Genomic DNA, 25,178 nt, shown 5'->3' with positions numbered 1-25,178 from the left:
TATCCAGTATCCAGTTGCTGATAGAACAGGCTAACAGGATTGAGCGGGAGCGATCAGATGGCTGAGTTTGAATTAAAAGCGTTGATTACTGGCGTAGACAAATTGTCCCCCGCGCTGGGTAGGATGCAAAAAAATATACGCAAATTTCGGCGCGATGCAGAGGATATGGGAAAGGGGGGTTTAGCGATGGCAGCAAGTCTTGGGGCGGGACTTGCTGCATCAATGGTTGCCTTTGCAAAACAGGAAGATGCCGCAACAGGGCTTAAAGTAGCTATGATGGGGGCTAACGGTCAGGTAAATTCAACGTTCGAGAGAATAAACACTCTGGCTATTGGTCTTGGAAACAAATTGCCTGGGACCACTGCTGATTTCCAAAACATGATGCAAATGCTGGTTCGTCAAGGTATTCCTGCTGAGAATATTTTGGGTGGGGTTGGAGAGGCATCAGCTTACTTGGCTGTTCAGTTGAAGAAAACACCTGAAGCAGCAGCAGAGTTTGCGGCTAAAATGCAGGATGCCACCGGAACGACTTCAAAAGATATGATGGGGCTTTTTGATACTATTCAGAAAGCATTTTATCTTGGAGTCGATGACACGAATATGTTGTCGTTCTTCACTAAAACAAGCTCGATCATGAAAATGGTCAATAAAGATGGTTTATTGGCGGCTAAGGCATTAGCTCCAATCAGCGTCATGATGGATCAGATGGGCATGAAGGGTGAGTCAGCGGGTAACGCCCTGAGAAAAGTAGTCCAAGCTGGTCTCAATATGAAGAAAGTTGGTGATGCGAATGATTTACTGAAGGGGGCTAAACTCGGAATTAAACTTGATTTCACCGATGGGAAAGGTGGATTTGGTGGGCTTGAGAACATATTTACTCAACTTTCCAAACTTCGTGGTCTTTCCGATGTAAGACGAACAAAGATTCTTACAGGAATTTTTGGTGATGATGCAGAGACACTTCAGGTTGTGAATGCTCTGATCGACAAAGGAAAAGATGGTTACGACGAAGTAGTTAAAAAAATGCAGAAGCAGGCTAATCTAAATCAGCGCGTTGAAGCGCAACTGGGGACATTAACCAACCTCTGGGAGGCATTGACAGGCACAGCAATTAATGGTCTTGCCGCTATTGGTGGTGCGTTTTCTGACGATGCAAAAAAACTGGTTACATGGCTTGGCGATATGACTGAAAAATTCAGTAACTTTGCTGCAAAAAATCCGCGATTTATACGGGGTATTGTTGGTGCTGTAGCTGGTTTTGTTGGACTTAAATTGGCTGCGATAGGTGTAAGCCAGGCTTTAGGGATTGTAGGTGGAGCGATGAAGATGTCTCCTATGGGGGCATTCCTTAGACTGGCCGCGATCGGGATTGGTTATGTCATTGCCAATTGGGATAAGTTTGGACCAGTAATTACAAAGATCTTGGATAAAATTGAAGTGCTGACAAGCACAACAGATGGTTGGAAAATAGCTCTTGCTGGTATTGCTGCATATATAGCAGGTTCATGGCTGACTTCAATAGTTGGCTCTATCAGGACCGTTGGTGCTGAATCAGTCACTGCCAGCAATAAGATGGGAATGCTTGGTAAACTAGGAATGGCTGCCGCACTCTATGCGCCAGTTGAAGGAGTGATGGAATCGACCATTGGCAAAACATCCGCAGGTGACTGGATGAAAAACAATGGTCTTTTCTTTGCGTCAGACTGGACCCCATTCTTTAACAAACAATCAATGCAGGACTATGAGAAAGGAATTAATCGCAACACAACTTCAACAAAAGATAAAATTGACCTGAACGTAAGTTTTAAAAATGCCCCTCCAGGTATGACTGTTGATCAGAAAGGTCCTGCATCACCGGGTATAAAATATGATGTCGGCTATACCAGTTTGTCAGGTTGGAGCTACAATCGTTAACTTCATCTTGGATGAATGTGGATTTTGGTTATAATCTCCCATCACGAAAGCAATCGGAGAGGTGATCAAAACATGAGGATATTATTTTGCTTTGTAATTGCTTTATGGTCTACAGGTTCGTTAGCTAATCAGTGTTTTCAGCATTACGATGAAAAAGACCTTGTCGCTTCAGTCGGTGTAAAACCTGAGAAAAAAACAATTGAAAAAGAAGATGGGATTACAAAACTTCAGTATGAATTTATAAAAAATGCAACCAGGGAAGAATTGCAGGATGAAAAAATTCGTGATGAATATATCCCTCAGTTTTATATAACGATATATAATCCGTCATGCCCTAAAAAAATAAAATTGTGGTTCTTCGGTTTGGATAGTGGTTTGAGTCATAGCAAAGTAGACCTCGCTGGAAATGCGTGGTCATATCTCACTGGAAGCGAACAAAGTATCTTTAAAAATAAACTTGTAAAGTTTAATGAAGTTCAGAAATTCGAGTCTCATGATGAAAATGCAAACTCGATATTCATGAAGGCTGGTTCAATGTATGTGGTAGATGTTTATTTGAAATAAGAAACATCCTTTAATTATTTGTTATCAAATAAAAAACCCGCTTGGCGGGTTTTTTATTGCCCGGAGTTTATATGGCGTGGAAAGACAGACTGGTTGAAGCGTCGTTTCGCGGCGTTCCGTTCAAGGTAGAAGATGAAGGGGCCCCGGTAGGACGTCGGGTTGAAACGCATGAATACCCAAACCGCGATAAACCTTATAGCGAGGACTTAGGAAGGGTAACGCTGCGTCCTGGCATCACCGCCTATGTGATCGGAGATGACTGCTTTGATCAACGTGACAGACTTATTGAGGCACTGAACAAACCGGGACCGGGTACGCTGGTACATCCGACCTATGGGGAAATCAGTGTCTGTGTTGACGGAGAGATTAATGTCAGCACCGCAAGCAGTGAAGGGCGCATGGTGCGCTTCGATCTGCGGTTCGTTGAGGCAGGGGAACTTTCATATCCAACGGCTGGCACTGCAACGGCAAATACACTGGTTTCATCCTGCTCAGCATTAGATGACTGTATCAGCGATAGCTTTGATCGGTTTGGTATGGATGGCATGCCAGACTTTGTTCAGGGCGGTGTATTAGATGATGCAAAGAGTATGCTCGGTTTTGTATCAGATAAAATGGCGATGGTTGATTCTGGTATTTCTTCTGCTGCCCGATTATTGCAGGGCGATATTTCTGTGTTATTGCCTCCGCCATCATCAGGTAAGGGGTTCATTGAACAACTTCAGACGATGTGGCGCGCCGGCAATCGCCTGACAGGTAATGCCAGCGATCTTTACACCATGATTAAAAATTTCTCAGGTATCACATTGGGGAGTGATCTTGCTCCCCGTGGTGTCTGGAAAACTGACAGCACGACGACGAAAAACAGAACGCAACAGAGCAATTATGTTGCCAGTGCGATCCGCACGACTGCAATCAGTGAAGCCGCGTACACGGTGACAAGATTACCTGCATCGGTAACGCCTGCGCGTGATGCCACACAGGAAACAACTGGCTGGCCGGTTGTATCGCATCCGGCATTGAATAATGCCCAGGAAGAAACGGTTTCTGTCGATTTGCCAACATGGGATGAGTTAGTCGATGTACGTGACACACTGAATGATGCCATCGACAAAGAGCTATCCCGCATCACTGATGATCGTCTTTTTCTGGCGCTCCGCAGAGTGAAATCTGATCTCAATAACGATATTAAAACCCGGTTAACTCAGGCGTCAAAGACCGTCATAAGAACACCTGATGAGGTTACACCCGCGCTGGTTCTGGCTGCCACATGGTTTGATAATGCGGATCGCGAGTCAGATATCGTAAAGCGTAACGCTGTGGCACATCCTGGCTTCGTTCCAGTGTCTCCGTTGAGGGTTCCTGTACGATGAACGATAACGTAACGCTACGTGTTAACGGACGGGAATGGGGTGGCTGGACATCTGTTCGCATAGGCGCAGGTATTGAGCGCATCGCGCGCGACTTCAGCGTTGAAATTACCCGCGAGTGGCCTGGTGGTGAAGGTTCTAACTCGTTGCAGCCAAAAGTAAAAAACGGTGACAAGGTAGAAGTCCTCATCGGTGATGATCTGGTCATTACTGGCTGGGTGGAATCGACGCCGGTTCGCTATGACGCGAGGTCAATCAGCACCGGGATCAGCGGTCGCAGTCTGACAGCCGACCTTATTGACTGTTCCGCAGAACCAACCCAGTTCAACGGGCAATCGCTTGTTCAGGTTGCCGCTGCACTGGCGAAACCATTTGGCATATCTGTCGTGGATTCGGGGGCCCCTGCTGCGGCAATACCGGGCGTTCAGCCAGATCACGGTGAGACGGTCATTGAGGTTCTCAATAAAATGCTTGGCCAGCAACAGGCGCTGGCATACGACGATCCGAAAGGGCGTCTGGTTATCGGAGTACCGGGTACCACGCGGGCGCATACCGCCCTGGTGTTGGGGCAAAACGTTATTTCTTGTGATACCGAAAAAAGTATCCGCGACCGCTTTTCAACTTATCAGGTCTCCGGCCAGCGTGCCGGGAATGATAATGATTTTGGGGCAGCAACCACTACGGCTCTGAGGTCAAAAACTGCTGATGCAGGAATAGGGCGTTATCGTCCGATGGTTGTGCAACAGACAGGACAATCAACAGGCGCAAGCTGTATAGCCCGCGCTGAGTTTGAAGCCAGACAACGTGCCGCACGTACCGACGAAACCACTTATGTAGTCTGGGGCTGGCGACAGGGTGACGGCTCGCTCTGGCAACCGAATCAGCGTGTCATCGTTTTTGACCCTGTATGCGGATTCAATAACCGCGAACTGCTCATTTCTGAAGTGTCATTCACCAAAGATAATAACGGCACATTAGCGGAACTTCGTGTCGGGCCGCCGGATGCTTATCTTCCAGAACCGGAAGATGAGAAGCAGAAACGTACTAAAAAACGAAAAGCCAAAGAGGACCCGTTCTGATGGGCGTAATGCAAAGCTTACAGAGGCAGGTGCTTTGTCTGATTGGTCGCGCAGTCGTAAAAAGTATTGATGCTGCCAGTAAATGCCAGATGGTAGATGTTGAACTTATCGGTGCCCAGACGAAAGCAGGTATAGAACATCTTGAGCATTACGGGTTTACCTCTCACGCGAAACCGGGGGCTGAAGGCGTGGTTCTGTTCCCAGATGGTGACAGATCACACGGCATTGTGATTGCGGTTGCTGATCGCCGGTACCGGCTTCGCGGACTGGAAGAAGGTGAAGTCGCATTGTATGACGACCTCGGACAGAAGGTACACCTCACTCGTTCTGGAATTATCGTTGACGGAGCCGGAAATTTAATCCGGTTTGTTAATGCCCCGAAAGCCCGTTTTGAAATGGATATTGAAGCAACGGGACATATTAAGGATCTGTGTGATTCCGGCGGGCTGACGATGTCAGCGATGCGGATTGTCTATAACGGTCATAAACACAGAGAAAACGGGCAGGGTAACAACACTGATACCCCGGCCAATCAGATGGGGGAATGATGGAACTGTGGCTTACGGTAAATGGTAAGCGGGTTAGCGTCAGTTCGTCGCTGAATCCGCTGGTAAGGGCTGTGGTTATTTCACTTTTTACACATCGTCGTGCTGATCCGGATGACAATGCTGATGTCCCTATGGGCTGGTGGGGCGATACATGGCCCGTTGTTGCCAATGATCGTTACGGCTCAAAACTGTGGCTTTTACAACGCAGCAAATTGACCAATGCCCTGGTGAATAAGGCGCGAATTTATCTGCGTGATGCACTCCAGTGGATGATTGATGATGGGGTGGTATCACGTATCGACATTGATATTCAGCGAACCGGTATTAACGAACTCGGTAATCAAATTGTTCTCTGGCACCGGGACGGGCCGGTTACCATTTCCTTTAATGATTTATGGAGCGTAATCACTTATGGCGGACAGTGAATTCCAGCGGCCAACACTGGCTGAAAATATCAGCATGATACGCACCGATCTCTTTGCCCGTCTGGATATCAATGATGAACTTCGCCGGATGGATGAGGATGTCAGGGCTAAAGTCTATGCCGGGGCATTACATACGGTTTACGGGTACATCGATTATCTGGCAATGAATATGCTGCCAGATCTATGTGATGAGGGATGGCTTGCCCGTCATGCTGCCATGAAGCGGTGTCCGAGAAAGGCCGCAACAGCAGCGGCTGGTTTCATGCGATGGGAGGGTGTGGCTGACAATCTGACAGTCAAAGCCGGGGCCATCATCCAGCGTGATGATTTTGTTCAGTACACAGCGACGGCCGATGCTAAAAGTGCTGGTGGAGTATTACGGCTACCCATAATTTGTAATGTTAATGGCATTACAGGAAATGTGGACGATGGCACTTCGCTGTCTCTTGTCACTCCGGTTAATGGGCTGCCATCTGGCGGGATGGCTGACACGCTGGCGGGAGGTGTTGATGTAGAGGATGTTGAAGAGTGGCGTTCGAGAGTTCTTGAGCGCTACTACTGGACACCACAGGGTGGCGCAGATGGTGATTATATTGTCTGGGCTAAAGAGGTTCCCGGGATCACTCGAGCCTGGACTTACCGCCACTGGATGGGGACAGGCACTGTTGGTGTGATGGTCGCAAGTAGTGACCTGATCAATCCGATACTTGATGACGCAACTGTAGCTGCCGCGCAGGCGCATATAGAACCACTGGCACCTGTGGCGGGTTCTGATTTGTATGTTTTCAAAGCGACACCTAAAACCATCGATTTCACTATTGATCTGAATCCGGACAATGCTGAAACACGAGCTGCAGTAGTGGCCGAACTTCGTTCTTTCCTCCTTCGTGATGGTTATCCTGATGGGGTTCTCGAGTTGTCGCGCATCAATGAAGCCATCTCAATTGCTGCTGGTGAGCACAGCCACAAACTGATTGCGCCGGCGGCTGATACGCCGATCGCGAAGAATGAACTGGCCGTTCTGGGAGGCGTAACGTGGCAGTGAATGAAGATGATTATATTCACCTGCTCGCCGCGCTTCTTCCTCCAGGGCCAGCCTGGACAGTTGATGATGTGGCGATAAAAGGGACCGCCCCCTCATTACTCAGAGTGCATCGGCGCGCTGATTCATTGATGCTGGAGATCGACCCGCGTACCACTACAGAACTGATTAACCGCTGGGAAAAATGTTGTGGTTTACCTGATGAATGTATTCCATCCGGAACCCAGACAATACGTCAGCGCCAACAACGCCTTGATGGAAAAGTTAACCTGGCTGGTGGGATTAACGAGGCGTTTTATCTGGCCCAGCTTGTTGCTCTTGGAAAGCCTGGGGCGACTATAACGCGATACGATAAAAGCACGTTTACCTGCACTTCAAAATGTACTGATGGGGTGTATTCCACGGACTGGCGGTATTACTGGCAGGTCAATATGCCATCATCGACAGAAACAACCTGGATGACCTGCAACGATCCCTGTGATTCATCGATCAGAATATGGGGCGACACAGTTGTTGAGTGTGTCCTCAATAAGCTTTGCCCTTCTCATACCTATGTAATTTTCAAATATCCGGAGTAACCCATGCACCGTATAGATACAGTAACTGCGCAGAAAGATAAATTCGGCGCGGGCAAGAACGGCTTTACCCGAGGGAACCCCCAGACAGGAACCCCGGCAACCGATCTTGACGATGATTATTTTGACATGCTTCAGGAAGAACTCTGTGCGGTGGTAGAAGAATCCGGCGAGGAACTGGATAAAGGGAAACACAATCAGTTATTAACCGCACTTCGTTCATTACTTTTGAGTCGTTCGAATCCGTTTGGTGATATTGCATCAGATGGCCCAGAAGCGATTGCAACGGCTCTCGCAAACCTTGGTTTGGAAGAGTCAGCCTTTGGCTATAAAAACATGGTGGTTTTTTCTGCTCCCGGTGTTGTGAATTGGGTTGTGCCTGATGAGTTACGCAAAGGCAGAAAATGCTACGTGAAAGTCATTGGTGGCGGAGGTTCTGGCGGACGAGCTGCCGGAGGCGGAGGTGGCGGTGGTGGCGGTGTCGCCGAAAAATTAACTGACCTTACAGAAGTAGAGTCAGTCACCCTGACAGTTGGTAATGGTGGTATCGCGCCAGTGGCGGGAACCAGCAATATTGCAGGTACTAATGGTGGAACTACTTCATTCGGTTCAATCTTGTCAGCAACAGGCGGGACTGGCGGTGCAACTCCGTCAGGTGGAGCCTGCGGCGTTGGTATCGGTGGCGATTTTAATACTTCACTTGGCCCAGGAAATCCTGGTTCTTCTTTCTCGACCAGTTTCGTTGGTGGTGGCGGTGGTGGCCCCGGAGGACAAGGCGCTGTTGATACATCCACACATGACGGAATTGATGCGTATGGGCCAGGTGGAGGAGGTGCCGGAGCCGCGCTGGGCGCACCGGCAGTTGCCGGACGCGCTGGTAAAGGTGGAAACGGTGTAATTATTATCAGGTGGTAAATATGTGGGCAAGAATAGAGAACAACACTGTAGTTGAAATAACGGATATCGATCCTGCTGGTCGCTTTCACCCATTATTGGTTTGGGTAGAATGCCCGGACTTTGTGCAGCCGGGCTTTACCTGTGACGGTGAGGTGTTTACACCTCAGGTGGAGCAGGCCAGTTAATATCCGGTGTGCTGGAGGAGTCGATAGACTCCAGTGCGTCCAGATAATCCAGCCACAGATTGTACTGCGCCAGTTCGTCTCCCGTCAGGCGTCCAATCGCGGCTTTACCAGGCCACTGCTTACTATTCATGTGGGCATTGGCCTGGTCAATTAACAATTGTTTTTGCGATTCAGCGGCAGCCACTTCTTCTTCATGAGTTGCTGGAGGGATTTCAGACCATGCAGGTAACCCGTCATCCCCAGCTACTCGAATCATTCCATCAGGCGGGCCCCCCATATATTCCATTGAAACATCATCAGGAATGTCAATTGCATCAGATAAGTTCCAACCCGCCGTCATGTAACTGTCAAGCAAACTGACGGGGAAAAATGCATTATTAATGGCCGACCATTTATAAATATTCATTCTATCTCCCGATAGCTCTGTAAATGAAAAACTCACCAGTAGCCGGGGAGCCTGTTACATCCAGAACCCCTGATACTCCCGTCTTAGTAAGAGTGTCCAGGCTCACCCCCCAGGATTTCACGCCCGAATTTCCGGTCTGAGTATTCGTCACTTCACCAATTTGAACTGTCAGGCACTGTCAGGCACTCGGTCGGGAAAGGGACAGGAAATGTTGCGACTGCAATCCCTGTTGATGAGTTCGCTACCGCAGATTGTCCCCATTGCTCGATGTATCCGTCAGGCGTTCTCCGCCAGTTAACTCCGGATGTAAAATTTGCAAGATGAACCGCATCTCCTAAACCAACCTTTGCAATAACGGCCATTTATCATCTTGACAATATTTCTTCTTTTCGCGTCATGATGACAAAGACTTAAGTGGAAAGAGCACTAATTGTCGAACGCATTCGTGCCGGTTTAGCAGTTACGGGCACGGAAGGTCGGATCGGAGAGTAGGACAACCAAAGTTAACCGCTGAGCAACTGGTACAGCCAATCTGTTAAAATAACTGGATCTTTGAAATAGGTACGTAATAATTATAAGGATATTTACACCAATGGAGAAAAGGACGGGGTGTGCTGACCTTTTATGAATTTGCCGTGATAAATGCCAGGCTAAGAAGCATCAGTGATACCTGGTCTGATTTATGGGGCTGTCTTTACTACCTGCCGGTAGGGGTTGGTAGAATAATCAGGCTTCACTATAGCGACCTTTCCGGCGAATGGCTTACTTTCAAACAGAGAGGGCGATTAAAGGAGGTGAGAGTGTTAGCTCCATCTCCTGTGAGGAGCCTAATCAGGAGGCGAAGAGAAGCATATCCTGATGATGTTTATGTGTTCCAGAGCCATTCAAACCGTGTTAAAGCGAAGAAAAATCCTGTTACTGTTATTGCATTCAATCGTGCGCTCAAAAAAGCATCCGCTGGTGTTACTGACACCATAGTGACCAGTAAATGCGCATAACACACATGGTGCCGCAACCGCACCGTATGGAAGAACGGGGGCGGTTGGCCCATACAAGTGCTTAGCTATCGCTTTTATCTGGATTGTTTGATAATCCAATTCCAATTTTAATTAATGCAAACGTTATTACACACAGGGAAATGGCAGTTATGGATAATACTAATATCAGATTGGTGATCATAAGGCTTCTTTTTAGTCATAGGATTCCTTTCTTAGACATTTATTGAGGTGGAATGTTCATTATTTAGTTTAAGCCAGAAATTGCGGTGTTAAAGGAATAAGTTGCCGCAACCACACCGTATGCAAGACTACGGTTGCGGCTGGCTGGCGATCGTTCGATCGTGCGAGTATTGAATGATTGCCCGCCGGTGCGGTTCCTACATATGCAATATGACAAAACAATGCTCTTATTCTGAAACCAGCCACATATCAGATTCTTCAAACATTTCTTCCAGCATGCGGTTCAGCCGTTCTTTCTCAGTTTTGGTGCAGTCGCTGTTTAAGGCGTTAGCCTGCATTGGCTTCACCCTCACCTCAGCATCAGGAAAAATCCGGTGCACCCGCTTCGTCAATTCGGCCAGAATGATGTTACTTGCACCTGGCAACCCGGCAACGTTTCTCTTGTCATAAACCAGCTCAACAAACATTTTTACCTTCTCCCTTTACTGGTTGGATATACAGTATATATACTGTGTTTTTATCCAGTGTCAATAGTAGATAGAGGTAACTATGGGCTTCCCTTCTCCGGCAGCGGACTACGTTGAGCGCCACATATCGCTAGACGAGAAATTTATTGAGCATCCATCAGCTACATACTTCATGAGAGCAGGGCAGACATACTGGAGAGAAGGCATCATGAATGGTGCCTTGCTAGTGGTAGATAGCTCCCTGATACCTTGCGATGGCTCTCTGCTCATCTGTAGGTTAGATGGTGAGCTAAAGATAAAACGCTTCCGCTCACACCCGAGGCCACACCTAGTGAATCTGGAGAACGGTAGGCGAGAAGAAATACCAGGAGCAGAGGGGGACTACAATGTGACTTCGCCAGTATTTGGGGTGATCACTTACATCATCAATGATGCACGATCGGGAGAGTTTGATAGCTGCCCTGTCATCTAATATGACGGTGGTTTCACCCCCATTTCACCCCAGTTTCACCCCGTACAAATTTCAGGCATAAAAAAACCAGCCGTAAAAGGCTGGTTTTTAAGGAGTATTTTGGTCGGCACGAGAGGATTTGAACCTCCGACCCCCGACACCCCATGACGGTGCGCTACCAGGCTGCGCTACGTGCCGACTTGTGGGTGCTAATACTACCGCTTTCCACACCGAATGCAAGGGGACGACCTGCTAACTGACTAATAATAAATCAGTTAGCAATAAAACGTTTCTCATCGGTCAGGACCTGCAACAGCAAACTCAGTTGCGGTTTCTGATCTTTAATCTTCTCGCCGCGTAAATCATATGTCTGATATTTACCATTGCTGTTTAACACCAGCGTCATTTCCGGGGTCGTGATCGCCAGCGTGTTGCCATCCGCAGCCGTTACCCAGTAGTGGCGACGCGTCGCGTTGAACAGATCCTGCCCCTGCGAATACTCGTTTGCAGGCGTGCTGACATGTAGCAATCGCTGCATTAGCGTGGTCATCACGTCAGTATGGTCGGTCAGGCTGTTAATCTGCTGTGCTGGCGTTCCCGGCCAGTGGATGATTAATGGAACCTGTAAGTGTCCGCGGGACCAGTCGAAGTTTTTCTCTTCATCGCTTAACGGGATACCGCGCCCTGCAGTGATAATCACCACGGTGTTGTCGAGCTTACCGGACTCGCGTAACGCGCCGAGTACGCGGTTAATCTGATCGTCAACGTCACCGGCGGCACGCGCGTAGCGGCGGGAGAAGTTCTTCTGGATACTGTCGTCGAGATTGGTGCCGTTAAACGAAACCCATGAGAACCAGCGGTTATCTTCCTGCGCGTAACGCCCTAACCAGTTAATCCACTGGCTGGCGGTCTGCTCGTCCGACTGCGTTTGCACGTTTGGCATGGAGAAGTCTGACAACAGTGCCTGACGATACAGCGGACTGGTAAAGCCATCGGACGAGAACAGCCCCAACTGATAGCCTTGCTGGTTCAGCGCGGAAATCAGGGCCGCAGGCGTTCTGGTGGAGAGAATACCGTCCATATAGCTCGGCGACACGCCGTAGAACAGGCCAAAAATACCGTTATCGGTGGTATTGCCAGAACTCATATGGTTTGTGAAGGCGGTGTTTTGCTGCGCAAATCCGGCGAGGGCGGGCATTTGTTTTTCATAGCGTGAATAGTTCAGTCCATCCACGGTAATCAGCAGCACGTTTTGCCCGGTACCCATATCACGGTAGCGCAGGCTGCTAAGCGGATACTGAACAGAAACCGCCTCCGGATTGCCTTGTTCAACCAGACGACGCTGATACTCCTGCGCATCCAGCAGACCGTGTTTTTCGAGAAAACGGCGTGCCGTCATCGGGTAAGAGAGCGGCAGGTTGGCGCGTTGCATGGTGATCGGGCGATAGAAATTGGCGTCTGCCCAAATGTAAATCACATGCGTGGCGATAAACGAGACAAAGAAGAAGGCCGCCAGCGGCTTGGCAAAATGGCGGCGACGCGTGAGGCTACGCAGCTTTTGCCAGCTCCAGGTGGCAAAAAGCATTTCAATCAGCAGGATAACCGGCACGCTGATAAACATCAGTTGCCAGTCACGCGCCATTTCGTTCTGGTCCGGGTTAATGACCAGTTCCCAGACGATAGGATTGAGATGCAAATGGAAGCGGGTAAAGACTTCGCTGTCGATCAGCAACAGCGTCATTCCCGCCGTCGCCAGAATGGCGGACAGGAAACGCATCAGTCGCTGGGACATGACGATAAACGTCAGCGGGAACAAAATCAGCAGATAGGTCGCAAACACCAGAAAGCTGAAATGCCCGACAATGCTCAGATAGGAGTAAACGCGACCGGTCAGCGTTGTCGGCCAGTCGGCGACAAACAGGTAACGGCTGCCGAGCACAATGGCCAGCAGAATGTTGAACAGTGCAAACCAATGTCCCCAACTAACCATCTGGGAGACTTTTTCACGGTAGCGCTGACGATGAGTTACCATAACGAGTCGTTCGTTTCCCCGAAATCGGCTGTTAATGCGCTTTGTCGTCGTTAACCGAGGACTGCAATGCGCGAGCAAAAGAGTTTGCAATCGCCTGGCGCTGGGCCGGGGCAATGCTGGTGTTGATAAGGTTAGTGACCATATTGCCCAGTACCATCAGGGAAAGATCAGTCGGAGCCTTATGTTTTTCCAGTACGTTGAGCATCTCGGTGAGCAGTTGTTCAACGGTTTCATCACTATAGCGGGAGACTTGTGGCATAAATCGACATCAGTTTATTCATGAAAGGGCAATATATTACCGTAGCAGCAGTTTTTTTTCCGCATTTTTATCCGTAAATAATTCGCGTTACAGGTCATAAGCAAAACGGCGGTGTAACTTCTGTTGCGTCGCTTCGCGGGTGGTGGTTGAATACCGCCCGGTCTTTAAGGAGAGTTTATCATGAGTCTGGATATCAACCAGATTGCCCTGCATCAGCTTATCAAGCGCGATGAGCAAAATCTTGAGCTGGTGTTGCGCGATTCATTGCTGGAACCCACAAATACCGTTGTCGATATGATGGCTGAACTACATCGCGTCTACAGCGCGAAAAATAAAGCCTATGGCCTGTTCAACGAAGAGAGTGAGCTGGCGCAGGCGCTGCGCTTGCAGCGTCAGGGGGAAGAGGATTTTCTGGCCTTTAGTCGGGCGGCGACCGGTCGTCTGCGTGACGAGCTGGCGAAATATCCCTTTGCCGAAGGCGGCATTGTGCTCTTCTGCCACTACCGTTATCTGGCGGTAGAATATTTGATGGTGACGGTGCTCAACAACCTGAGCAGCATGCGCGTCAACGAAAACCTGGATATCAACCCGACACACTATCTGGATATCAATCATGCGGATATTGTGGCGCGTATCGACCTGACCGAGTGGGAAACCAACCCGGAGTCCACCCGCTATCTGACCTTCCTGAAAGGGCGGGTAGGGCGCAAAGTCGCCGATTTCTTTATGGATTTCCTGGGGGCCAGCGAAGGCCTGAACGCTAAAGCGCAAAACCGAGGGCTGTTGCAGGCCGTCGATGACTTTACCGCTGAGGCGCAGCTCGATAAAGCAGAGCGCCAGAACGTCCGCCAGCAGGTATACAGCTACTGCAACGAGCAGTTGCAGGCTGGCGAAGAGATCGAACTGGAGTCGTTGTCCAAAGAGCTTTCCGGCGTCAGTGAAGTGAGTTTTAGCGAATTTACCGCCGAGAAGGGTTACGAGCTGGAAGAGAGTTTCCCGGCCGATCGCAGCACGCTGAGGCAGTTAACCAAATATGCCGGAAGCGGCGGAGGGTTAACCATTAACTTCGATGCGATGCTGTTAGGCGAACGTATTTTCTGGGACCCGGCCACCGATACGTTAACCATTAAGGGTACGCCGCCGAATCTGCGCGATCAGTTGCAGCGTCGCACTTCGGGCGGGAAGTAAGAGAATAAAGCCTGATGGCGCTACGCTGATCAGGCAGCCTTGTCAGACCATAAAAAAACCCGCCGAAGCGGGTTTTTTTTCGACGTGTTGGCGATTACGCGCGAACGAAGTCGATGTGAGTCAGCTTCGGCTTGAACGCGTGACGCTGTACAGCCTGAGCTTTAACTTTTACTTCTTTACCGTCAACAACGATAGTCAGAACTTCGCTATAGAAACCTTCTTTAGCTTGCATGTTCATGATCAGGTCGTGATCCAGTTCGATAGCAATCGGGGCTTCTTTGCCACCGTAGATGATTGCCGGGAACTTGTTAGCGGCACGCAGGCGGCGGCTCGCACCCTTACCCTGCTCTTTACGTACTTCAGCGTTGATAGTAAACATTTAAATCTCTCTTTTATAATTCCTGCTACAGGCGACCCAGCAACAGGTAAGTGATCTGCTTTGCGTATGCAAAAGCGGGCGAGATTCTATACTCAAACGCCCGTCACATCAATCAAAAGTACGATTATCCGCGTAATTCATGTGCCCGGCGGAAACGCCCTTCGTAGTCAAAAACTTTCTCGCGCACCTGCCAGTACTGGCCTTTCATGCGGGCGACAACAAAATCCGGGTGGCGTAACAGCGGCTCTTGCGCAAGGATATCCGCCGCCGTAATCCAGCGAAGCGGTACACCCGGTGTGCGGGTATGCGGGCGAATAAACAGCTGTTCAAACGCGGTGCGCTGAGCGGGCGTTTGTAAACGGAAGCGCTCGCTAACGTCCGCCCCGTCTTCGTCGTAATAGGTAATTTTCAGCCACTCGCCTTTCTCATCATGGCCGTGCTGCATCGTCATGCCGCTACAGCGGAGCACCAGTGCGTCTTTCAACTTCAGCGCTGCTTTCAGCATGTCGTCAGGATCGACCAGAATGGTGTCACACTCGCGGCAGCGGCGAGCGGCAATGTCGTTCTCGGCGTTACACTGCGGACAGTTTTTAAAGCGAAAGCGAAAGTCGCACTGTTCGCGGTGCCCGTCATCATCTTCAAACCAGCCCTGGCAGCGGCGGCCAAAATGCTCAATGAGCGTGCCGTCTGCGGTGGTTTTGCCCCAGAAGGTGTTGGCGAAGCCACAGGAAGGGCAGAATACCTGGACGGGCACGTTGTCACTTTTGCCTTTCGGACTTCCCACTTCTGGTGAAAAAAGATCGTGCGGGTTGCCCGCGTAATCCAGGATCAGGCAGTCGGTCTTCCCCGGCGCAAGACGCAGACCGCGTCCAACAATTTGTTGGTACAGGCTGACCGATTCGGTGGGGCGCAAAATGGCAATGAGATCAACGTGCGGGGCGTCAAAGCCGGTGGTTAAGACGGAAACGTTGACCAGATAGCGAAAGCGCTGTGCTTTAAAGGCCTCGATCAGATCGTCGCGTTCAGCGCCGGGCGTATCGCCGGTAATCAGCGCGGCATCGTCGGCGGGCAGCAGCCCAACAATTTCCCTGGCGTGTTCAACCGTCGCGGCGAAAATCATCACCCCTTTGCGGCTCTGGGCGAATTCCACAATCTGGCTAATGATGTGCGGCGTAACGCGCTGCTGTTTTTTTAGCTCCCGGTTTAGATCGGCTTCGCTGAACAGACCGTTGCTCTGCGCCTGCAAACGGCTGAAGTCGTACTGCACGACAGGCATGTCGAGACGCTCCGGCGGCGTGAGGTAGCCGTGTTTAATCATATAGCGCAACGGTAACTCATAAATACAGTCGCGAAAGAGCGCCTTTTCGTCTCCGCGTACCATTCCGTGATAGTGGAAATGATAAATCCAGCCCTTCCCCAGACGAAACGGGGTCGCGGTCAGCCCCAGCAGACGGATCTGCGGATTAACACTGCTCAGGTGGTTGAGGATTTGCTGATACTGGCTTTCCTCGTCATCGCCGATGCGATGGCATTCATCGACAATCAGCAGTGAGAACTCGCTTTGAAAGGCGTCCAGATTGCGCGCCACGGACTGAACGCTGCCAAACACCACTTTTCCGTGGCTTTCTTTACGCTTGAGCCCGGCGGCGAAAATATCAGCCCCCAGTCCGAGTGCGCAGTATTTCGCATGGTTCTGTGCAACCAGCTCTTTAACATGCGCCAGTACCAGCACGCGCCCCCTGGCGACGCGCGCCAGTTCGGCAATCACCAGACTTTTTCCGGCCCCGGTGGGCAGGACAATCACCGCAGGCGTGCGGTGGTGACGAAAATGGTTAAGCGTGGCGTCCACGGCTTCTTGCTGGTAAGGGCGTAGTGTAAAAATCATGATCTCACAATGCATAACGAACTCGGGTATAGTATGCCACGAATCGTTTTCCCTTGAGGGATGTTGTTAGCCCGCTATACTGGGCAGATAATGGCTCCACTTTTCGGGCATGCTGCCCGATTCCCGTATTTTTACAGGCAAATTCAATCTCATGCGACTTGATAAATTTATCGCTCAGCAACTCGGCGTCAGCCGCGCTATTGCCGGGCGTGAAATCCGCAGTAGCCGTGTTACCGTGGATGGTGAAATCGTCAAAAATACCGCGTTCAAACTGCTGCCAGAACACGATGTCGAATACGACGGTAATACGCTGGTTCAGCAAAATGGTCCTCGTTACTTCATGCTTAACAAGCCGCAGGGCTATGTGTGCTCAACGGACGATCCCGATCACCCTACGGTGCTCTATTTTCTTGATGAGCCTGTCGCCCATAAGTTACACGCTGCGGGGCGTCTGGATATCGACACTACCGGTCTGGTTCTGATGACCGACGACGGTCAGTGGTCGCATCGGATCACCTCGCCGCGCCATCATTGTGAAAAAACCTATCTGGTTACGCTGGAGTCTCCGGTTGCGGATGACACCGCTGCACAGTTCGCCAAAGGCGTACAGCTGCATAACGAGAAAGATCTCACCAGGCCGGCGGTGCTGGAAGTGATCACGCCCAATCAGGTGCGTCTGACTATTAGCGAAGGGCGCTATCACCAGGTGAAGCGTATGTTCGCGGCGGTAGGGAACCATGTAGTGGAACTGCACCGTGAACGCATCGGCGGTATTACGCTGGATGTGGATCTCGATCCGGGTGAATACCGCCCACTGACCGAAGAAGAAATTGCCAGCGTAAGTTAAAACTGGCTGGCTAAATTCAGGAGCTTATTTGTGACCACCCGGCAGCACTCATCTTTTGCCATTGTCTTTATTCTCGGCCTGTTGGCCATGCTGATGCCGCTGTCGATCGATATGTATCTGCCGGCGCTACCGGTGATCTCCGATCAGTTTGGTGTGCCGGCAGGCAGTGCGCAGATGACGCTCAGTACTTATATTCTGGGTTTTGCCGTCGGGCAGTTACTCTATGGGCCAATGGCGGACAGCCTCGGGCGTAAGCCTGTCATCCTCGGCGGAACGCTGATATTTGCTGCTGCGGCGGTGGCCTGTGCGCTGGCACAAACCATTGATCAACTGATCGTGATGCGCTTCTTTCACGGGCTCGCGGCGGCGGCGGCCAGCGTCGTGATAAATGCGTTAATGCGCGATATCTACCCGAAGGAAGAGTTCTCCCGCATGATGTCCTTTGTCATGCTGGTTACCACTATCGCGCCGCTGATGGCGCCCATCGTCGGCGGCTGGGTGCTGGTGTGGCTGAGCTGGCACTATATTTTCTGGATCCTCGCACTGGCGGCGATTCTGGCGTCGGTGATGATCGCGATGCTCATTAAAGAAACGCTGCCTGTAGAGAAGCGACAGCCATTTCACATTCGCACCACCATCGGTAACTTTGCCTCGCTGTTTCGCCATAAGCGGGTGCTCAGCTATATGCTGGCGAGTGGTTTTAGCTTTGCCGGGATGTTCTCGTTTCTGAGTGCGGGTCCCTTCGTATATATCGAGATCAACCACGTTTCACCGCAGCATTTTGGCTACTACTTCGCTCTGAATATCGTCTTTCTATTCATCATGACGATTATCAACAGCCGCTTTGTGCGGCGCATTGGCGCGCTGAGAATGTTCCGCACCGGCCTGTGGATCCAGTTCGTTATGGCGATATGGATGGTACTCAGCGCGGTATTCGGCGTGGGATTTTGGGCTCTGGTGCTTGGCGTTGCTGTGTTTGTCGGCTGCGTCTCGATGATCTCATCCAATGCAATGGCGGTCATTCTAGACGAGTTCCCCCATATGGCAGGAACCGCTTCGTCGCTGGCGGGTACATTCCGTTTTGGCATTGGCGCGATAGTGGGGGCGCTGCTCTCGTTAGCGACGTTTAACTCGGCCTGGCCCATGATCTGGTCGATTGCTTTTTGTGCGACATGTTCGATTTTATTTTATCTCTATGCAAGCCGTCCGAAAAAACGGTGATCAAATACACAACCTGGAAGCCGCTCGGCTTCCTTTGTTGATATACATCAACGACCAGCCTATCAATTCCCCGACGTATGTTTACATTATGTAAAATCGATTTATGTAAATAGTCACATCATTGTATTCAAAAAGGTTGAGTTAGATCGCAGAAAGGGGTACATATAGCCCGCATAGATGTCTCGCATGATTACATTATTTTAACAAAGGTCATACAGACCGCGCGGGGCAGGGACGCACATTGTTAATCTGTTTAAGGACGGGTTGTCAATGATGTGTTAATATTGATGTAAATAAATTGTGAAGTGCTTGTACTTCCGGGGAAAGAAAGTGACTACATTACCGCTCTCAATCGTACATCGTCTGCCACAGTGCTATAGGTGGTCTACGGGTTTGGCAGGTCTGAAAGTTGAACCGATTCCGCAAAATGGCCAGGGCGGAGAAAACAGTCTGGTGGCGCTTAAATTGCTGAGCCCTGCCGGTGACAGCGCGTGGCTTATCATGCACAAACTGAGCCAGGCGCTGGGTGATATCCAGGTGCAATGCTCGGTGCTGGAGTGTGACGGTGAGCCCTGCCTGTTCGTCAATCGTCAGGACGAATTTGCTGCCACCTGTCGCCTGAAGAACTTTGGTGTCGCGATTGCCGAGCCGTTTTCCAATAGCAACCCGATTTAAGCGTCAACTTAGCGCGAGAAGTTGACGCGTATACGCCTGCTGCGGTGCGCTGAAAACCTGGCCGCATAGCCCCTGCTCGACGACCTCACCCTGCCTTAACACAATCACCTGATGGCATAACGCACGTACCACGTGCAGATCGTGGCTTATAAAAATGTAAGCCAGGCGATGTTTCAGCTGTAGTGATTTTAACAGAGCGAGAATTTGCGCCTGTATCGTTCGGTCAAGCGAAGAGGTCGGCTCATCAAGTACGATCAGCGATGGCTGCAGAATCAATGCCCTGGCGATGGCGATACGCTGGCGTTGGCCGCCAGAAAACTCTGCCGGGTAGCGATGTCGTGTCTGTGCATCCAGTCCCACTTCCTTCATGACAGCGATAACCTGCTGCTCGCGTTGCTCTGCGGAGAGCGTGGGCTGATGGACGCGCAACCCCTCTTCAATAATCTGTAAAACGCTCAGCCGCGGATTCAGCGATGAGTTTGGGTCCTGAAAAACTACCTGAATACGGTGACGAACCGGCAGAAGCTGGCGGCGGTTGAGGAATTGCAACTGCTGACCGTCAAACTCGATGCTTCCCTGCGAGGTAATTAAACGCAGCAGCGCCAGCCCTGTGGTACTTTTTCCCGAGCCTGACTCTCCCACCAGTCCCAGGGTCTCGCCGGGTTGCAGACTGAAGCTGAGCCCTTTCACCACGTCATTACTTGCCACTACACGCCGGAGAATGCCTTTACGAACCGGGAAGGAGACGCGCAGGTCGCTGACTTTCAGCAAAGGGGATTGCGCCTCGGGCAGCGGCACGGGGTCGCCCGCCGGCTCACTGTTCAGCAATTTCTGCGTGTAAGGGTGCTTTGGCGCGTTCAACAGCGGCGCGGCGAGGTTTTGCTCAACGCAGCGCCCGTGCTGCATGACCGCGATACTGTCCGCGAGTTTTTTTACAATACTGAGGTTATGAGTGATGAACAGCATCCCCATGTTCAGCTCGCGCTGAAGCTCACGCAGCAGAAGCAGGATTTGCGCCTGTACGGAAACGTCCAGCGCCGTGGTGGGTTCATCCGCGATCAGCAGTTCCGGCTTTGTCAGTAGCGCCATCGCAATCATTACACGCTGGCGCTCGCCGCCGGAAAGCTGATGGGGGTAATCACCGAGGCGTTTTGCCGCCTGGCGGATCCCGACGCGGTCAAGGCAGGTTAATATTTCGGCGCGAGCCGCTTCCCGCCGCATTCCCCGGTGCAGAGAAAGCACTTCATAGAGCTGTTTTTCCAGGTTATGCAGCGGGTTCAGCGACACCATCGGTTCCTGGAAAATCATGGCGATCCTGTTGCCCCGAACGCCGCGCAGGGTCTGTTCACTGGCGTGCAATAACGACTCACCGTGAAACCGAATATCGCCGCCGAGATAGACTGCTGGTGGCGTTGGCAGTAGACGCAGGACGGAGAGCGCCGTGACGCTTTTGCCCGAACCGGATTCTCCCACCAGCGCCAGCGTTTCTCCCGCCTCTACGCGCAATGAGACATCATTAACCACGGTACGGACGGTATCCTGCTTGCGAAAACCGAGGGTTAAATTATCAATAGCGAGCAACGGCTGCGACATCTTATACCGCCTTGTTGGGATCGAATGCGTCACGGACGGCCTCGCCGATAAAGATCAGCAGCGAAAGCAGCACGGCAACGGAGAAAAAGGCGGTAATTCCCAGCCACGGCGCCTGTAGGTTATTTTTGCCTTGCAGAAGCAGTTCGCCTAACGAGGGAGAACCCAGCGGCAGACCGAAGCCGAGAAAGTCCAGTGACGTCAGGGTGGTGATGGAACTACATAAAATAAACGGTAAGAAGGTCAGCGTCGCCACCATGGCGTTTGGCAGCATATGGCGAAAAATAATGCTGCGATCGCTGACGCCGAGCGCCTGCGCGGCACGGATATAGTCAAAATTTCGGGTGCGTAAAAACTCCGCACGCACCACGCCCACCAGACTCATCCAGCCGAACAGCACTGTAATGGCGAGCAGCCACCAGAAGTTGGGCTGCACAATACTTGAAAGCAGGATGATCAGAAACAGCGTCGGCATTCCGGACCAGACTTCAATGAATCGTTGCCCCCATAGATCCACTTTACCGCCGTAATAGCCCTGTAGCGCCCCGGCCATAACTCCCATCACGCTTGAACATAAGGTCAGCATCAGGCCGAAGAGGATCGAGATGCGGGTGCCATAAAGAATTCGCGCCAGCACGTCGCCGCCGTTGGCATCGGTACCCAGCCAGTTTTGCGCAGAAGGTGGGGAAGGGAAGGGGCGATCGGATGCGAAGTTAATGCTATTCGCGCCAAAGCGAACGGGCGCCCAAAGGATCCAGCCGCTGGATTCCAGTTGCTGTTTCAGCCAGGGATCCTGATAGTCCGCTTTCGTTGCCAGCGGGCCGCCAAAATCACTTTCACTGTAGTTTTTGACCAGGGGGAAATACCAGTTTCCGTCATAGCGTACCAGCAGGGGTTTATCATTGGCGATAAGCTCAGAACATAAGCTCAGACCGAACAGAATGAGAAAGATCCACAGCGACCAATAGCCACGGCGATTATGGCGAAAGCGCGCCCAGCGGGCCTGATTAACGGGGCTTAACGGCGCCATTAGCGTCCCTCAAAGTCAATTCGCGGATCGACCAGCGTATAGCTGATATCGCTGAGGATATTCAGCAGCAGGCCAATCAGGGTGAAGATGTAGAGTGTGCCAAACATTACCGGATAGTCACGCGACACGGTGGCCTCATAACCGAGCAACCCCAGGCCATTAAGGGAAAACATCACTTCGATCAGCAGTGAACCCGTAAAAAACATGCTGATAAAGGTGGCGGGGAACCCGGCAATCACCAGCAGCATGGCGTTGCGAAACACATGTTTCCACAGGATGTTCTTTTCACTCACCCCTTTTGCGCGAGCGGTAACGACGTACTGTTTGCGTACTTCATCAAGAAATGCGTTTTTGGTCAGCATGGTTAACGCCGCAAAGCCGCCAATGACCGTCGCCAGCACCGGCAGAGTAATGTGCCAGAGATAATCGGTTATCTTCTGATACCAGGGCAGGCTGTCAAAATTTGCTGAGATCAGACCACGCAGCGGGAAGATGTCGTAATAGCTGCCGCCGGCAAAGAAGACGATCAGTAAAATCGCAAATAAAAACGCGGGAATGGCATAGCCAATAATGATGAATGCGCTACTCCAGACATCGAACCGGCTCCCGTTATGTACCGCCTTACGGATCCCAAGGGGGATCGACACCAGATAGATAATCAACGTGCTCCATAGCCCCAGCGTAATGGACACCGGCAAGCTGTCTTTAATGAGCGTTAGCACCGAGGCGCTACGAAACAGGCTGTCGCCAAAGTCGAAGCGCACATAATTCCACAGCATGGTGAAATAACGTTCGTGTAGCGGTTTATCGAAGCCGTAGCGTTGAGTGATTTCTGCGATCACTTCCGGATCAAGGCCACGTCCGCCACGATACTGGCTGTCACTGATATTACCCACGCCGGTTTGCGCGTGGCTGGGGCGTACGCCTTCGTTACCGCTGCCAGGCAGAATGCTGGTCTGACCAAATTCGATGGCGGCAATCGCCTGATCGACCGGGCCGCCAGGGGCAATTTGCACAATAAAAAAGTTGATAGTGATGATGGCCCACAGCGTTGGGATAATCAGCAACAAACGGCGTATGAGATAAGCGCCCATCTATTCTCCCTGTCGTCTGGCTGCAGGAAGTTTTGCCGCCCGATTCACGTCATACCACCAGCTATCCAGGCCAATGGTATACGTGGGGCGAATCGTCGGGCGGGAGAATTTATCCCACCACGCCAGACGATCTTCGGCCATGTACCACATCGGCAACATGTAGTAATTCCAGGTTAGCACTCTGTCCAGCGCGCGTCCAAGTGGAAGCAGTTTATCTTTATTGCCCTGAGCGGCGATGATCTGGTTGATGAGATTATCAACAACCGGGCTTTTAACCCCCGGGGCGTTATAGCTTGAATCAATATATTCGGAAGACCAGGGGATTTGTAGATCGGAGCTCGGCCAGGGCGTTGCGCGCCACAGCGTTGGCATCATGTCATAATCACGGCTGCGTTTACGGTTGGTAAACTGTGAGTTATCAATCTGGCGGATGTCCATCGTAATACCCAGCCGCTGAAGATTATGCTGGAACGGTAAAACCCACTGGCTGTTACCACCTGAAGGCAGCAGCAGTTCAAAGCGGAGCGGTTTGCCGGTGGCCGTATTGATGCGCTGCTGGCCTTTCAGTTCCCAGCCTGCGTCTTTTAGTAGCTTATCCGCTTTTAACAAGTTGTCCCGATCGTAACCGTCGCCTTTGGATACCGGCGGCTGATAAATTTGGCTAAAGACTTCTGCTGGCAGCGCTTTTTTCAACGGTGCAAGCAGAACCAGCTCTGCCGCGTCCGGATAGTCCCTTGCGGCATACTCGGTATTCTGGAAATAGCTATTGGTCCGACTCCAGGCGTTATAAAACAGCGCCTTATTCATCCACTCAAAGTCAAAGGCCAGGGTGACCGCTTCCCGAACGCGTCGGTCATTGAACACCGGGCGCTGGATATTAAAGGCCAGCCACCGCGTATCCTGCGCCGACTCATTTTTCTGTTCGTCTTTGACAATATACTGATTATCAAAGCTTTTACCGATATAGCGCGTTGCCCAGTTTTTGGCATCACTTTCCAGGCGTACATCAAACGCACCGGCTTTAAATGCTTCAAAGGCGACGTTATCGTCGAGATAGTAGTCGTAGCGAATGGTATCGAAATTCCAGCGCCCGCGATTCACCGGCAGATTCGCCGCCCAGTAATCCTTCACCCGTGAATAGACAATGTACTGGCCCATTTTCCACTGACTGATGCGATATGGACCGCTGCTTAGCGGCGGCTTTGAAAGGGGATCGCTGAGCTTATGATCCTTCCAGAATGCTTCCGGCATCACGGGCAACGTGAACAGACTGAGCATGTCCTCTTTACCGGGTTTGGCTAATTCCATCCGCACGGTCAGCGGGGCAATCGCTTTTACCGTGGTGCCTTTGAATACCAGACGAAATTGTGGAACCCCTTCGGTCATGAATTTATGAAAGGTAAAGGCCACATCTTTCGCGGTGATCGGGGAGCCATCGTGAAAGCGGGCGTGAGGATTAATCGTCACTTCCACCCACGAATAGTCGTCTGCATAGCGGGCACTCTCTGCGATAAGTGGGTAGTAACTCGCGGGTTCATCATCTGACGTGGTGAATAAGGTGTCGTAAAGTTGCTCGGTGCGTACGCCAGGGTTACCGCGCAAGGCATAGCGGTTGAAGTTATCAAAGGTACCGTTAGCCGAAAGGGTGATCTGGCCGCCTTTGGGGGCGGCGGGGTTGGCGTAATCGAAATGATCAAAATTGAAGGCGTACCGGGGTTCTCCCAGAACGGCAAAAGCGTAGCTCTCTTTGATAGCCTGTGCCTGGATGCCGAAGCTCATCAGCATGATAAACAGCAGCAATACGCGAACAATCATCTGCAAGGGGAGTCCTTAAATTGATTACCTGCAAGCAGGGCAGTCTCTATCCTGCATCATAG

The 25,178-nt window shown here is 51.1% G+C and carries 25 protein-coding genes and 1 tRNA gene; 15 read left to right on the top strand and 11 right to left on the bottom strand.

Annotated features, from left to right (window positions below; genetic code table 11):
- Window positions 1–57 precede the first annotated feature (57 nt).
- From HVY19_RS13460 to HVY19_RS13420, 9 genes are all read left to right on the top strand, one after another.
- Window positions 58–1,914 carry a phage tail tape measure protein gene (locus HVY19_RS13460; RefSeq protein ID WP_181681081.1) on the top strand — a complete coding sequence of 619 codons (1,857 nt, stop codon included), beginning with the start codon at window positions 58–60 and terminating at the stop codon, window positions 1,912–1,914.
- A 72-nt stretch (window positions 1,915–1,986) separates the two neighbouring features.
- A complete protein-coding gene (locus HVY19_RS13455) occupies window positions 1,987–2,478 on the top strand; it encodes a hypothetical protein (RefSeq protein WP_181681080.1) in 492 nt (163 codons plus the stop codon).
- 71 nt (window positions 2,479–2,549) lie between these two features.
- Window positions 2,550–3,851: a DNA circularization N-terminal domain-containing protein gene (locus tag HVY19_RS13450; RefSeq protein ID WP_181681079.1), complete on the top strand. Its 1,302-nt coding sequence runs from the start codon at window positions 2,550–2,552 to the stop codon at window positions 3,849–3,851.
- On the top strand, window positions 3,848–4,927 hold the full coding sequence (locus HVY19_RS13445) for a phage baseplate assembly protein (protein WP_181681078.1): 1,080 nt from the start codon (window positions 3,848–3,850) through the stop codon (window positions 4,925–4,927). The genes HVY19_RS13450 and HVY19_RS13445 overlap by 4 nt, the downstream gene beginning before the upstream one ends.
- The gene (locus HVY19_RS13440) at window positions 4,927–5,475 is read left to right on the top strand and encodes a phage baseplate assembly protein V (protein WP_181681077.1); all 549 of its coding nucleotides are present in this window, start codon (window positions 4,927–4,929) and stop codon (window positions 5,473–5,475) included. The genes HVY19_RS13445 and HVY19_RS13440 overlap by 1 nt, the downstream gene beginning before the upstream one ends.
- Window positions 5,475–5,900, top strand: coding sequence for a phage GP46 family protein (locus HVY19_RS13435; RefSeq protein ID WP_181684283.1), 426 nt, complete (start codon window positions 5,475–5,477; stop codon window positions 5,898–5,900). The genes HVY19_RS13440 and HVY19_RS13435 overlap by 1 nt, the downstream gene beginning before the upstream one ends.
- Window positions 5,887–6,945 carry a baseplate J/gp47 family protein gene (locus HVY19_RS13430; protein ID WP_181681076.1) on the top strand — a complete coding sequence of 353 codons (1,059 nt, stop codon included), beginning with the start codon at window positions 5,887–5,889 and terminating at the stop codon, window positions 6,943–6,945. The genes HVY19_RS13435 and HVY19_RS13430 overlap by 14 nt, the downstream gene beginning before the upstream one ends.
- Complete coding sequence (locus HVY19_RS13425; protein ID WP_181681075.1) at window positions 6,936–7,520, top strand: YmfQ family protein; 585 nt, start codon at window positions 6,936–6,938, stop codon at window positions 7,518–7,520. The genes HVY19_RS13430 and HVY19_RS13425 overlap by 10 nt, the downstream gene beginning before the upstream one ends.
- 3 nt (window positions 7,521–7,523) lie before the next feature.
- Window positions 7,524–8,432, top strand: coding sequence for a glycine-rich domain-containing protein (locus tag HVY19_RS13420; RefSeq protein WP_181681074.1), 909 nt, complete (start codon window positions 7,524–7,526; stop codon window positions 8,430–8,432).
- Between the two features lie 138 nt (window positions 8,433–8,570).
- Here the strand turns inward: HVY19_RS13420 and HVY19_RS13415 are convergent, their stop codons facing one another.
- Window positions 8,571–9,005, bottom strand: a complete 435-nt coding sequence (locus HVY19_RS13415) for a tail fiber assembly protein (protein ID WP_181681073.1) — start codon at window positions 9,003–9,005, stop codon at window positions 8,571–8,573.
- A 611-nt stretch (window positions 9,006–9,616) separates the two neighbouring features.
- On the opposite strand from HVY19_RS13415, the gene HVY19_RS13410 reads away from it, so the two are divergent.
- Window positions 9,617–10,003: a hypothetical protein gene (locus HVY19_RS13410; protein ID WP_090049538.1), complete on the top strand. Its 387-nt coding sequence runs from the start codon at window positions 9,617–9,619 to the stop codon at window positions 10,001–10,003.
- 407 nt (window positions 10,004–10,410) lie between these two features.
- Here HVY19_RS13410 and HVY19_RS13405 read toward each other — a convergent pair whose 3' ends face one another.
- Window positions 10,411–10,650, bottom strand: a complete 240-nt coding sequence (locus tag HVY19_RS13405) for a DinI family protein (RefSeq protein WP_104446768.1) — start codon at window positions 10,648–10,650, stop codon at window positions 10,411–10,413.
- 82 nt (window positions 10,651–10,732) lie between these two features.
- Between HVY19_RS13405 and HVY19_RS20700 the strand changes: the two genes are divergently transcribed.
- On the top strand, window positions 10,733–11,122 hold the full coding sequence (locus tag HVY19_RS20700) for a S24 family peptidase (protein ID WP_220132927.1): 390 nt from the start codon (window positions 10,733–10,735) through the stop codon (window positions 11,120–11,122).
- Between the two features lie 100 nt (window positions 11,123–11,222).
- Here HVY19_RS20700 and HVY19_RS13400 read toward each other — a convergent pair.
- From HVY19_RS13400 to HVY19_RS13390, 3 genes are all read right to left on the bottom strand, one after another.
- Window positions 11,223–11,299, bottom strand: a tRNA-Pro gene (locus HVY19_RS13400).
- Between the two features lie 73 nt (window positions 11,300–11,372).
- Window positions 11,373–13,133 carry an LPS biosynthesis-modulating metalloenzyme YejM gene (gene yejM, locus HVY19_RS13395; RefSeq protein ID WP_181681072.1) on the bottom strand — a complete coding sequence of 587 codons (1,761 nt, stop codon included), beginning with the start codon at window positions 13,131–13,133 and terminating at the stop codon, window positions 11,373–11,375.
- A gap of 31 nt (window positions 13,134–13,164) precedes the next feature.
- Window positions 13,165–13,392: a YejL family protein gene (locus HVY19_RS13390; RefSeq protein WP_181681071.1), complete on the bottom strand. Its 228-nt coding sequence runs from the start codon at window positions 13,390–13,392 to the stop codon at window positions 13,165–13,167.
- Window positions 13,393–13,572: 180 nt separating this feature from the next.
- Between HVY19_RS13390 and yejK the strand changes: the two genes are divergently transcribed.
- The gene (gene yejK, locus HVY19_RS13385; protein ID WP_181681070.1) at window positions 13,573–14,580 is read left to right on the top strand and encodes a nucleoid-associated protein YejK; all 1,008 of its coding nucleotides are present in this window, start codon (window positions 13,573–13,575) and stop codon (window positions 14,578–14,580) included.
- Between the two features lie 94 nt (window positions 14,581–14,674).
- Here the strand turns inward: yejK and rplY are convergent, their stop codons facing one another.
- Window positions 14,675–14,959, bottom strand: a complete 285-nt coding sequence (gene rplY / locus HVY19_RS13380; RefSeq protein ID WP_181681069.1) for a 50S ribosomal protein L25 — start codon at window positions 14,957–14,959, stop codon at window positions 14,675–14,677.
- A gap of 124 nt (window positions 14,960–15,083) precedes the next feature.
- Complete coding sequence (locus tag HVY19_RS13375) at window positions 15,084–16,844, bottom strand: DEAD/DEAH box helicase (protein WP_181681068.1); 1,761 nt, start codon at window positions 16,842–16,844, stop codon at window positions 15,084–15,086.
- A 151-nt stretch (window positions 16,845–16,995) separates the two neighbouring features.
- Here HVY19_RS13375 and rsuA point away from each other — a divergent pair, with 151 nt between their 5' ends.
- The 3 genes from rsuA (at window position 16,996) to HVY19_RS13360 (ending at window position 19,587) form a co-directional block, all read left to right on the top strand.
- The gene (gene rsuA / locus HVY19_RS13370) at window positions 16,996–17,691 is read left to right on the top strand and encodes a 16S rRNA pseudouridine(516) synthase RsuA (protein ID WP_181681067.1); all 696 of its coding nucleotides are present in this window, start codon (window positions 16,996–16,998) and stop codon (window positions 17,689–17,691) included.
- A gap of 30 nt (window positions 17,692–17,721) precedes the next feature.
- On the top strand, window positions 17,722–18,912 hold the full coding sequence (locus HVY19_RS13365; protein ID WP_181681066.1) for a Bcr/CflA family multidrug efflux MFS transporter: 1,191 nt from the start codon (window positions 17,722–17,724) through the stop codon (window positions 18,910–18,912).
- Window positions 18,913–19,242: 330 nt separating this feature from the next.
- Window positions 19,243–19,587 (top strand): YejG family protein, encoded by a 345-nt coding sequence (locus HVY19_RS13360; RefSeq protein WP_181681065.1) that lies wholly within the window; start codon window positions 19,243–19,245, stop codon window positions 19,585–19,587.
- Between the two features lie 3 nt (window positions 19,588–19,590).
- Here HVY19_RS13360 and yejF read toward each other — a convergent pair whose 3' ends face one another.
- The 4 genes from yejF to HVY19_RS13340 are packed head-to-tail and all read right to left on the bottom strand — an operon-like array spanning window position 19,591 to window position 25,116.
- Window positions 19,591–21,180, bottom strand: a complete 1,590-nt coding sequence (gene yejF / locus HVY19_RS13355) for a microcin C ABC transporter ATP-binding protein YejF (RefSeq protein WP_181681064.1) — start codon at window positions 21,178–21,180, stop codon at window positions 19,591–19,593.
- A 1-nt stretch (window position 21,181) separates the two neighbouring features.
- Window positions 21,182–22,207 (bottom strand): ABC transporter permease, encoded by a 1,026-nt coding sequence (locus HVY19_RS13350; RefSeq protein WP_181681063.1) that lies wholly within the window; start codon window positions 22,205–22,207, stop codon window positions 21,182–21,184.
- Window positions 22,207–23,301, bottom strand: a complete 1,095-nt coding sequence (locus HVY19_RS13345) for a microcin C ABC transporter permease YejB (RefSeq protein WP_181681062.1) — start codon at window positions 23,299–23,301, stop codon at window positions 22,207–22,209. Before HVY19_RS13345 ends, HVY19_RS13350 begins: the two co-directional genes overlap by 1 nt.
- Window positions 23,302–25,116: an extracellular solute-binding protein gene (locus HVY19_RS13340; RefSeq protein ID WP_181681061.1), complete on the bottom strand. Its 1,815-nt coding sequence runs from the start codon at window positions 25,114–25,116 to the stop codon at window positions 23,302–23,304.
- Between the last annotated feature and the right edge of the window lie 62 nt (window positions 25,117–25,178).

The sequence above is a fragment of the Citrobacter sp. RHB25-C09 genome, from assembly GCF_013836145.1.
In the GTDB taxonomy this organism is placed as follows: Bacteria; Pseudomonadota; Gammaproteobacteria; order Enterobacterales; family Enterobacteriaceae; genus Citrobacter_A.
Note: the sequence above shows the minus strand (reverse complement) of the source record. Positions and strands in the feature narration are given on the sequence as shown.

Excerpts from the sequence above, each read along its gene's own strand:
- HVY19_RS13460 (WP_181681081.1), top strand. The coding sequence starts at position 58 with ATGGCTGAGTTTGAATTAAAAGCGTTGATTACTGGCGTAGACAAATTG.
- HVY19_RS13455 (WP_181681080.1), top strand. The coding sequence starts at position 1,987 with ATGAGGATATTATTTTGCTTTGTAATTGCTTTATGGTCTACAGGTTCG.
- HVY19_RS13450 (WP_181681079.1), top strand. The coding sequence starts at position 2,550 with ATGGCGTGGAAAGACAGACTGGTTGAAGCGTCGTTTCGCGGCGTTCCG.
- HVY19_RS13445 (WP_181681078.1), top strand. The coding sequence starts at position 3,848 with ATGAACGATAACGTAACGCTACGTGTTAACGGACGGGAATGGGGTGGC.
- HVY19_RS13440 (WP_181681077.1), top strand. The coding sequence starts at position 4,927 with ATGGGCGTAATGCAAAGCTTACAGAGGCAGGTGCTTTGTCTGATTGGT.
- HVY19_RS13435 (WP_181684283.1), top strand. The coding sequence starts at position 5,475 with ATGGAACTGTGGCTTACGGTAAATGGTAAGCGGGTTAGCGTCAGTTCG.
- HVY19_RS13430 (WP_181681076.1), top strand. The coding sequence starts at position 5,887 with ATGGCGGACAGTGAATTCCAGCGGCCAACACTGGCTGAAAATATCAGC.
- HVY19_RS13420 (WP_181681074.1), top strand. The coding sequence starts at position 7,524 with ATGCACCGTATAGATACAGTAACTGCGCAGAAAGATAAATTCGGCGCG.
- HVY19_RS13415 (WP_181681073.1), bottom strand. The coding sequence starts at position 9,005 with ATGAATATTTATAAATGGTCGGCCATTAATAATGCATTTTTCCCCGTC.
- HVY19_RS13405 (WP_104446768.1), bottom strand. The coding sequence starts at position 10,650 with ATGTTTGTTGAGCTGGTTTATGACAAGAGAAACGTTGCCGGGTTGCCA.
- HVY19_RS20700 (WP_220132927.1), top strand. The coding sequence starts at position 10,733 with ATGGGCTTCCCTTCTCCGGCAGCGGACTACGTTGAGCGCCACATATCG.
- yejM (WP_181681072.1), bottom strand. The coding sequence starts at position 13,133 with ATGGTAACTCATCGTCAGCGCTACCGTGAAAAAGTCTCCCAGATGGTT.
- HVY19_RS13390 (WP_181681071.1), bottom strand. The coding sequence starts at position 13,392 with ATGCCACAAGTCTCCCGCTATAGTGATGAAACCGTTGAACAACTGCTC.
- yejK (WP_181681070.1), top strand. The coding sequence starts at position 13,573 with ATGAGTCTGGATATCAACCAGATTGCCCTGCATCAGCTTATCAAGCGC.
- rplY (WP_181681069.1), bottom strand. The coding sequence starts at position 14,959 with ATGTTTACTATCAACGCTGAAGTACGTAAAGAGCAGGGTAAGGGTGCG.
- HVY19_RS13375 (WP_181681068.1), bottom strand. The coding sequence starts at position 16,844 with ATGATTTTTACACTACGCCCTTACCAGCAAGAAGCCGTGGACGCCACG.
- rsuA (WP_181681067.1), top strand. The coding sequence starts at position 16,996 with ATGCGACTTGATAAATTTATCGCTCAGCAACTCGGCGTCAGCCGCGCT.
- yejF (WP_181681064.1), bottom strand. The coding sequence starts at position 21,180 with ATGTCGCAGCCGTTGCTCGCTATTGATAATTTAACCCTCGGTTTTCGC.
- HVY19_RS13350 (WP_181681063.1), bottom strand. The coding sequence starts at position 22,207 with ATGGCGCCGTTAAGCCCCGTTAATCAGGCCCGCTGGGCGCGCTTTCGC.
- HVY19_RS13345 (WP_181681062.1), bottom strand. The coding sequence starts at position 23,301 with ATGGGCGCTTATCTCATACGCCGTTTGTTGCTGATTATCCCAACGCTG.
- HVY19_RS13340 (WP_181681061.1), bottom strand. The coding sequence starts at position 25,116 with ATGATTGTTCGCGTATTGCTGCTGTTTATCATGCTGATGAGCTTCGGC.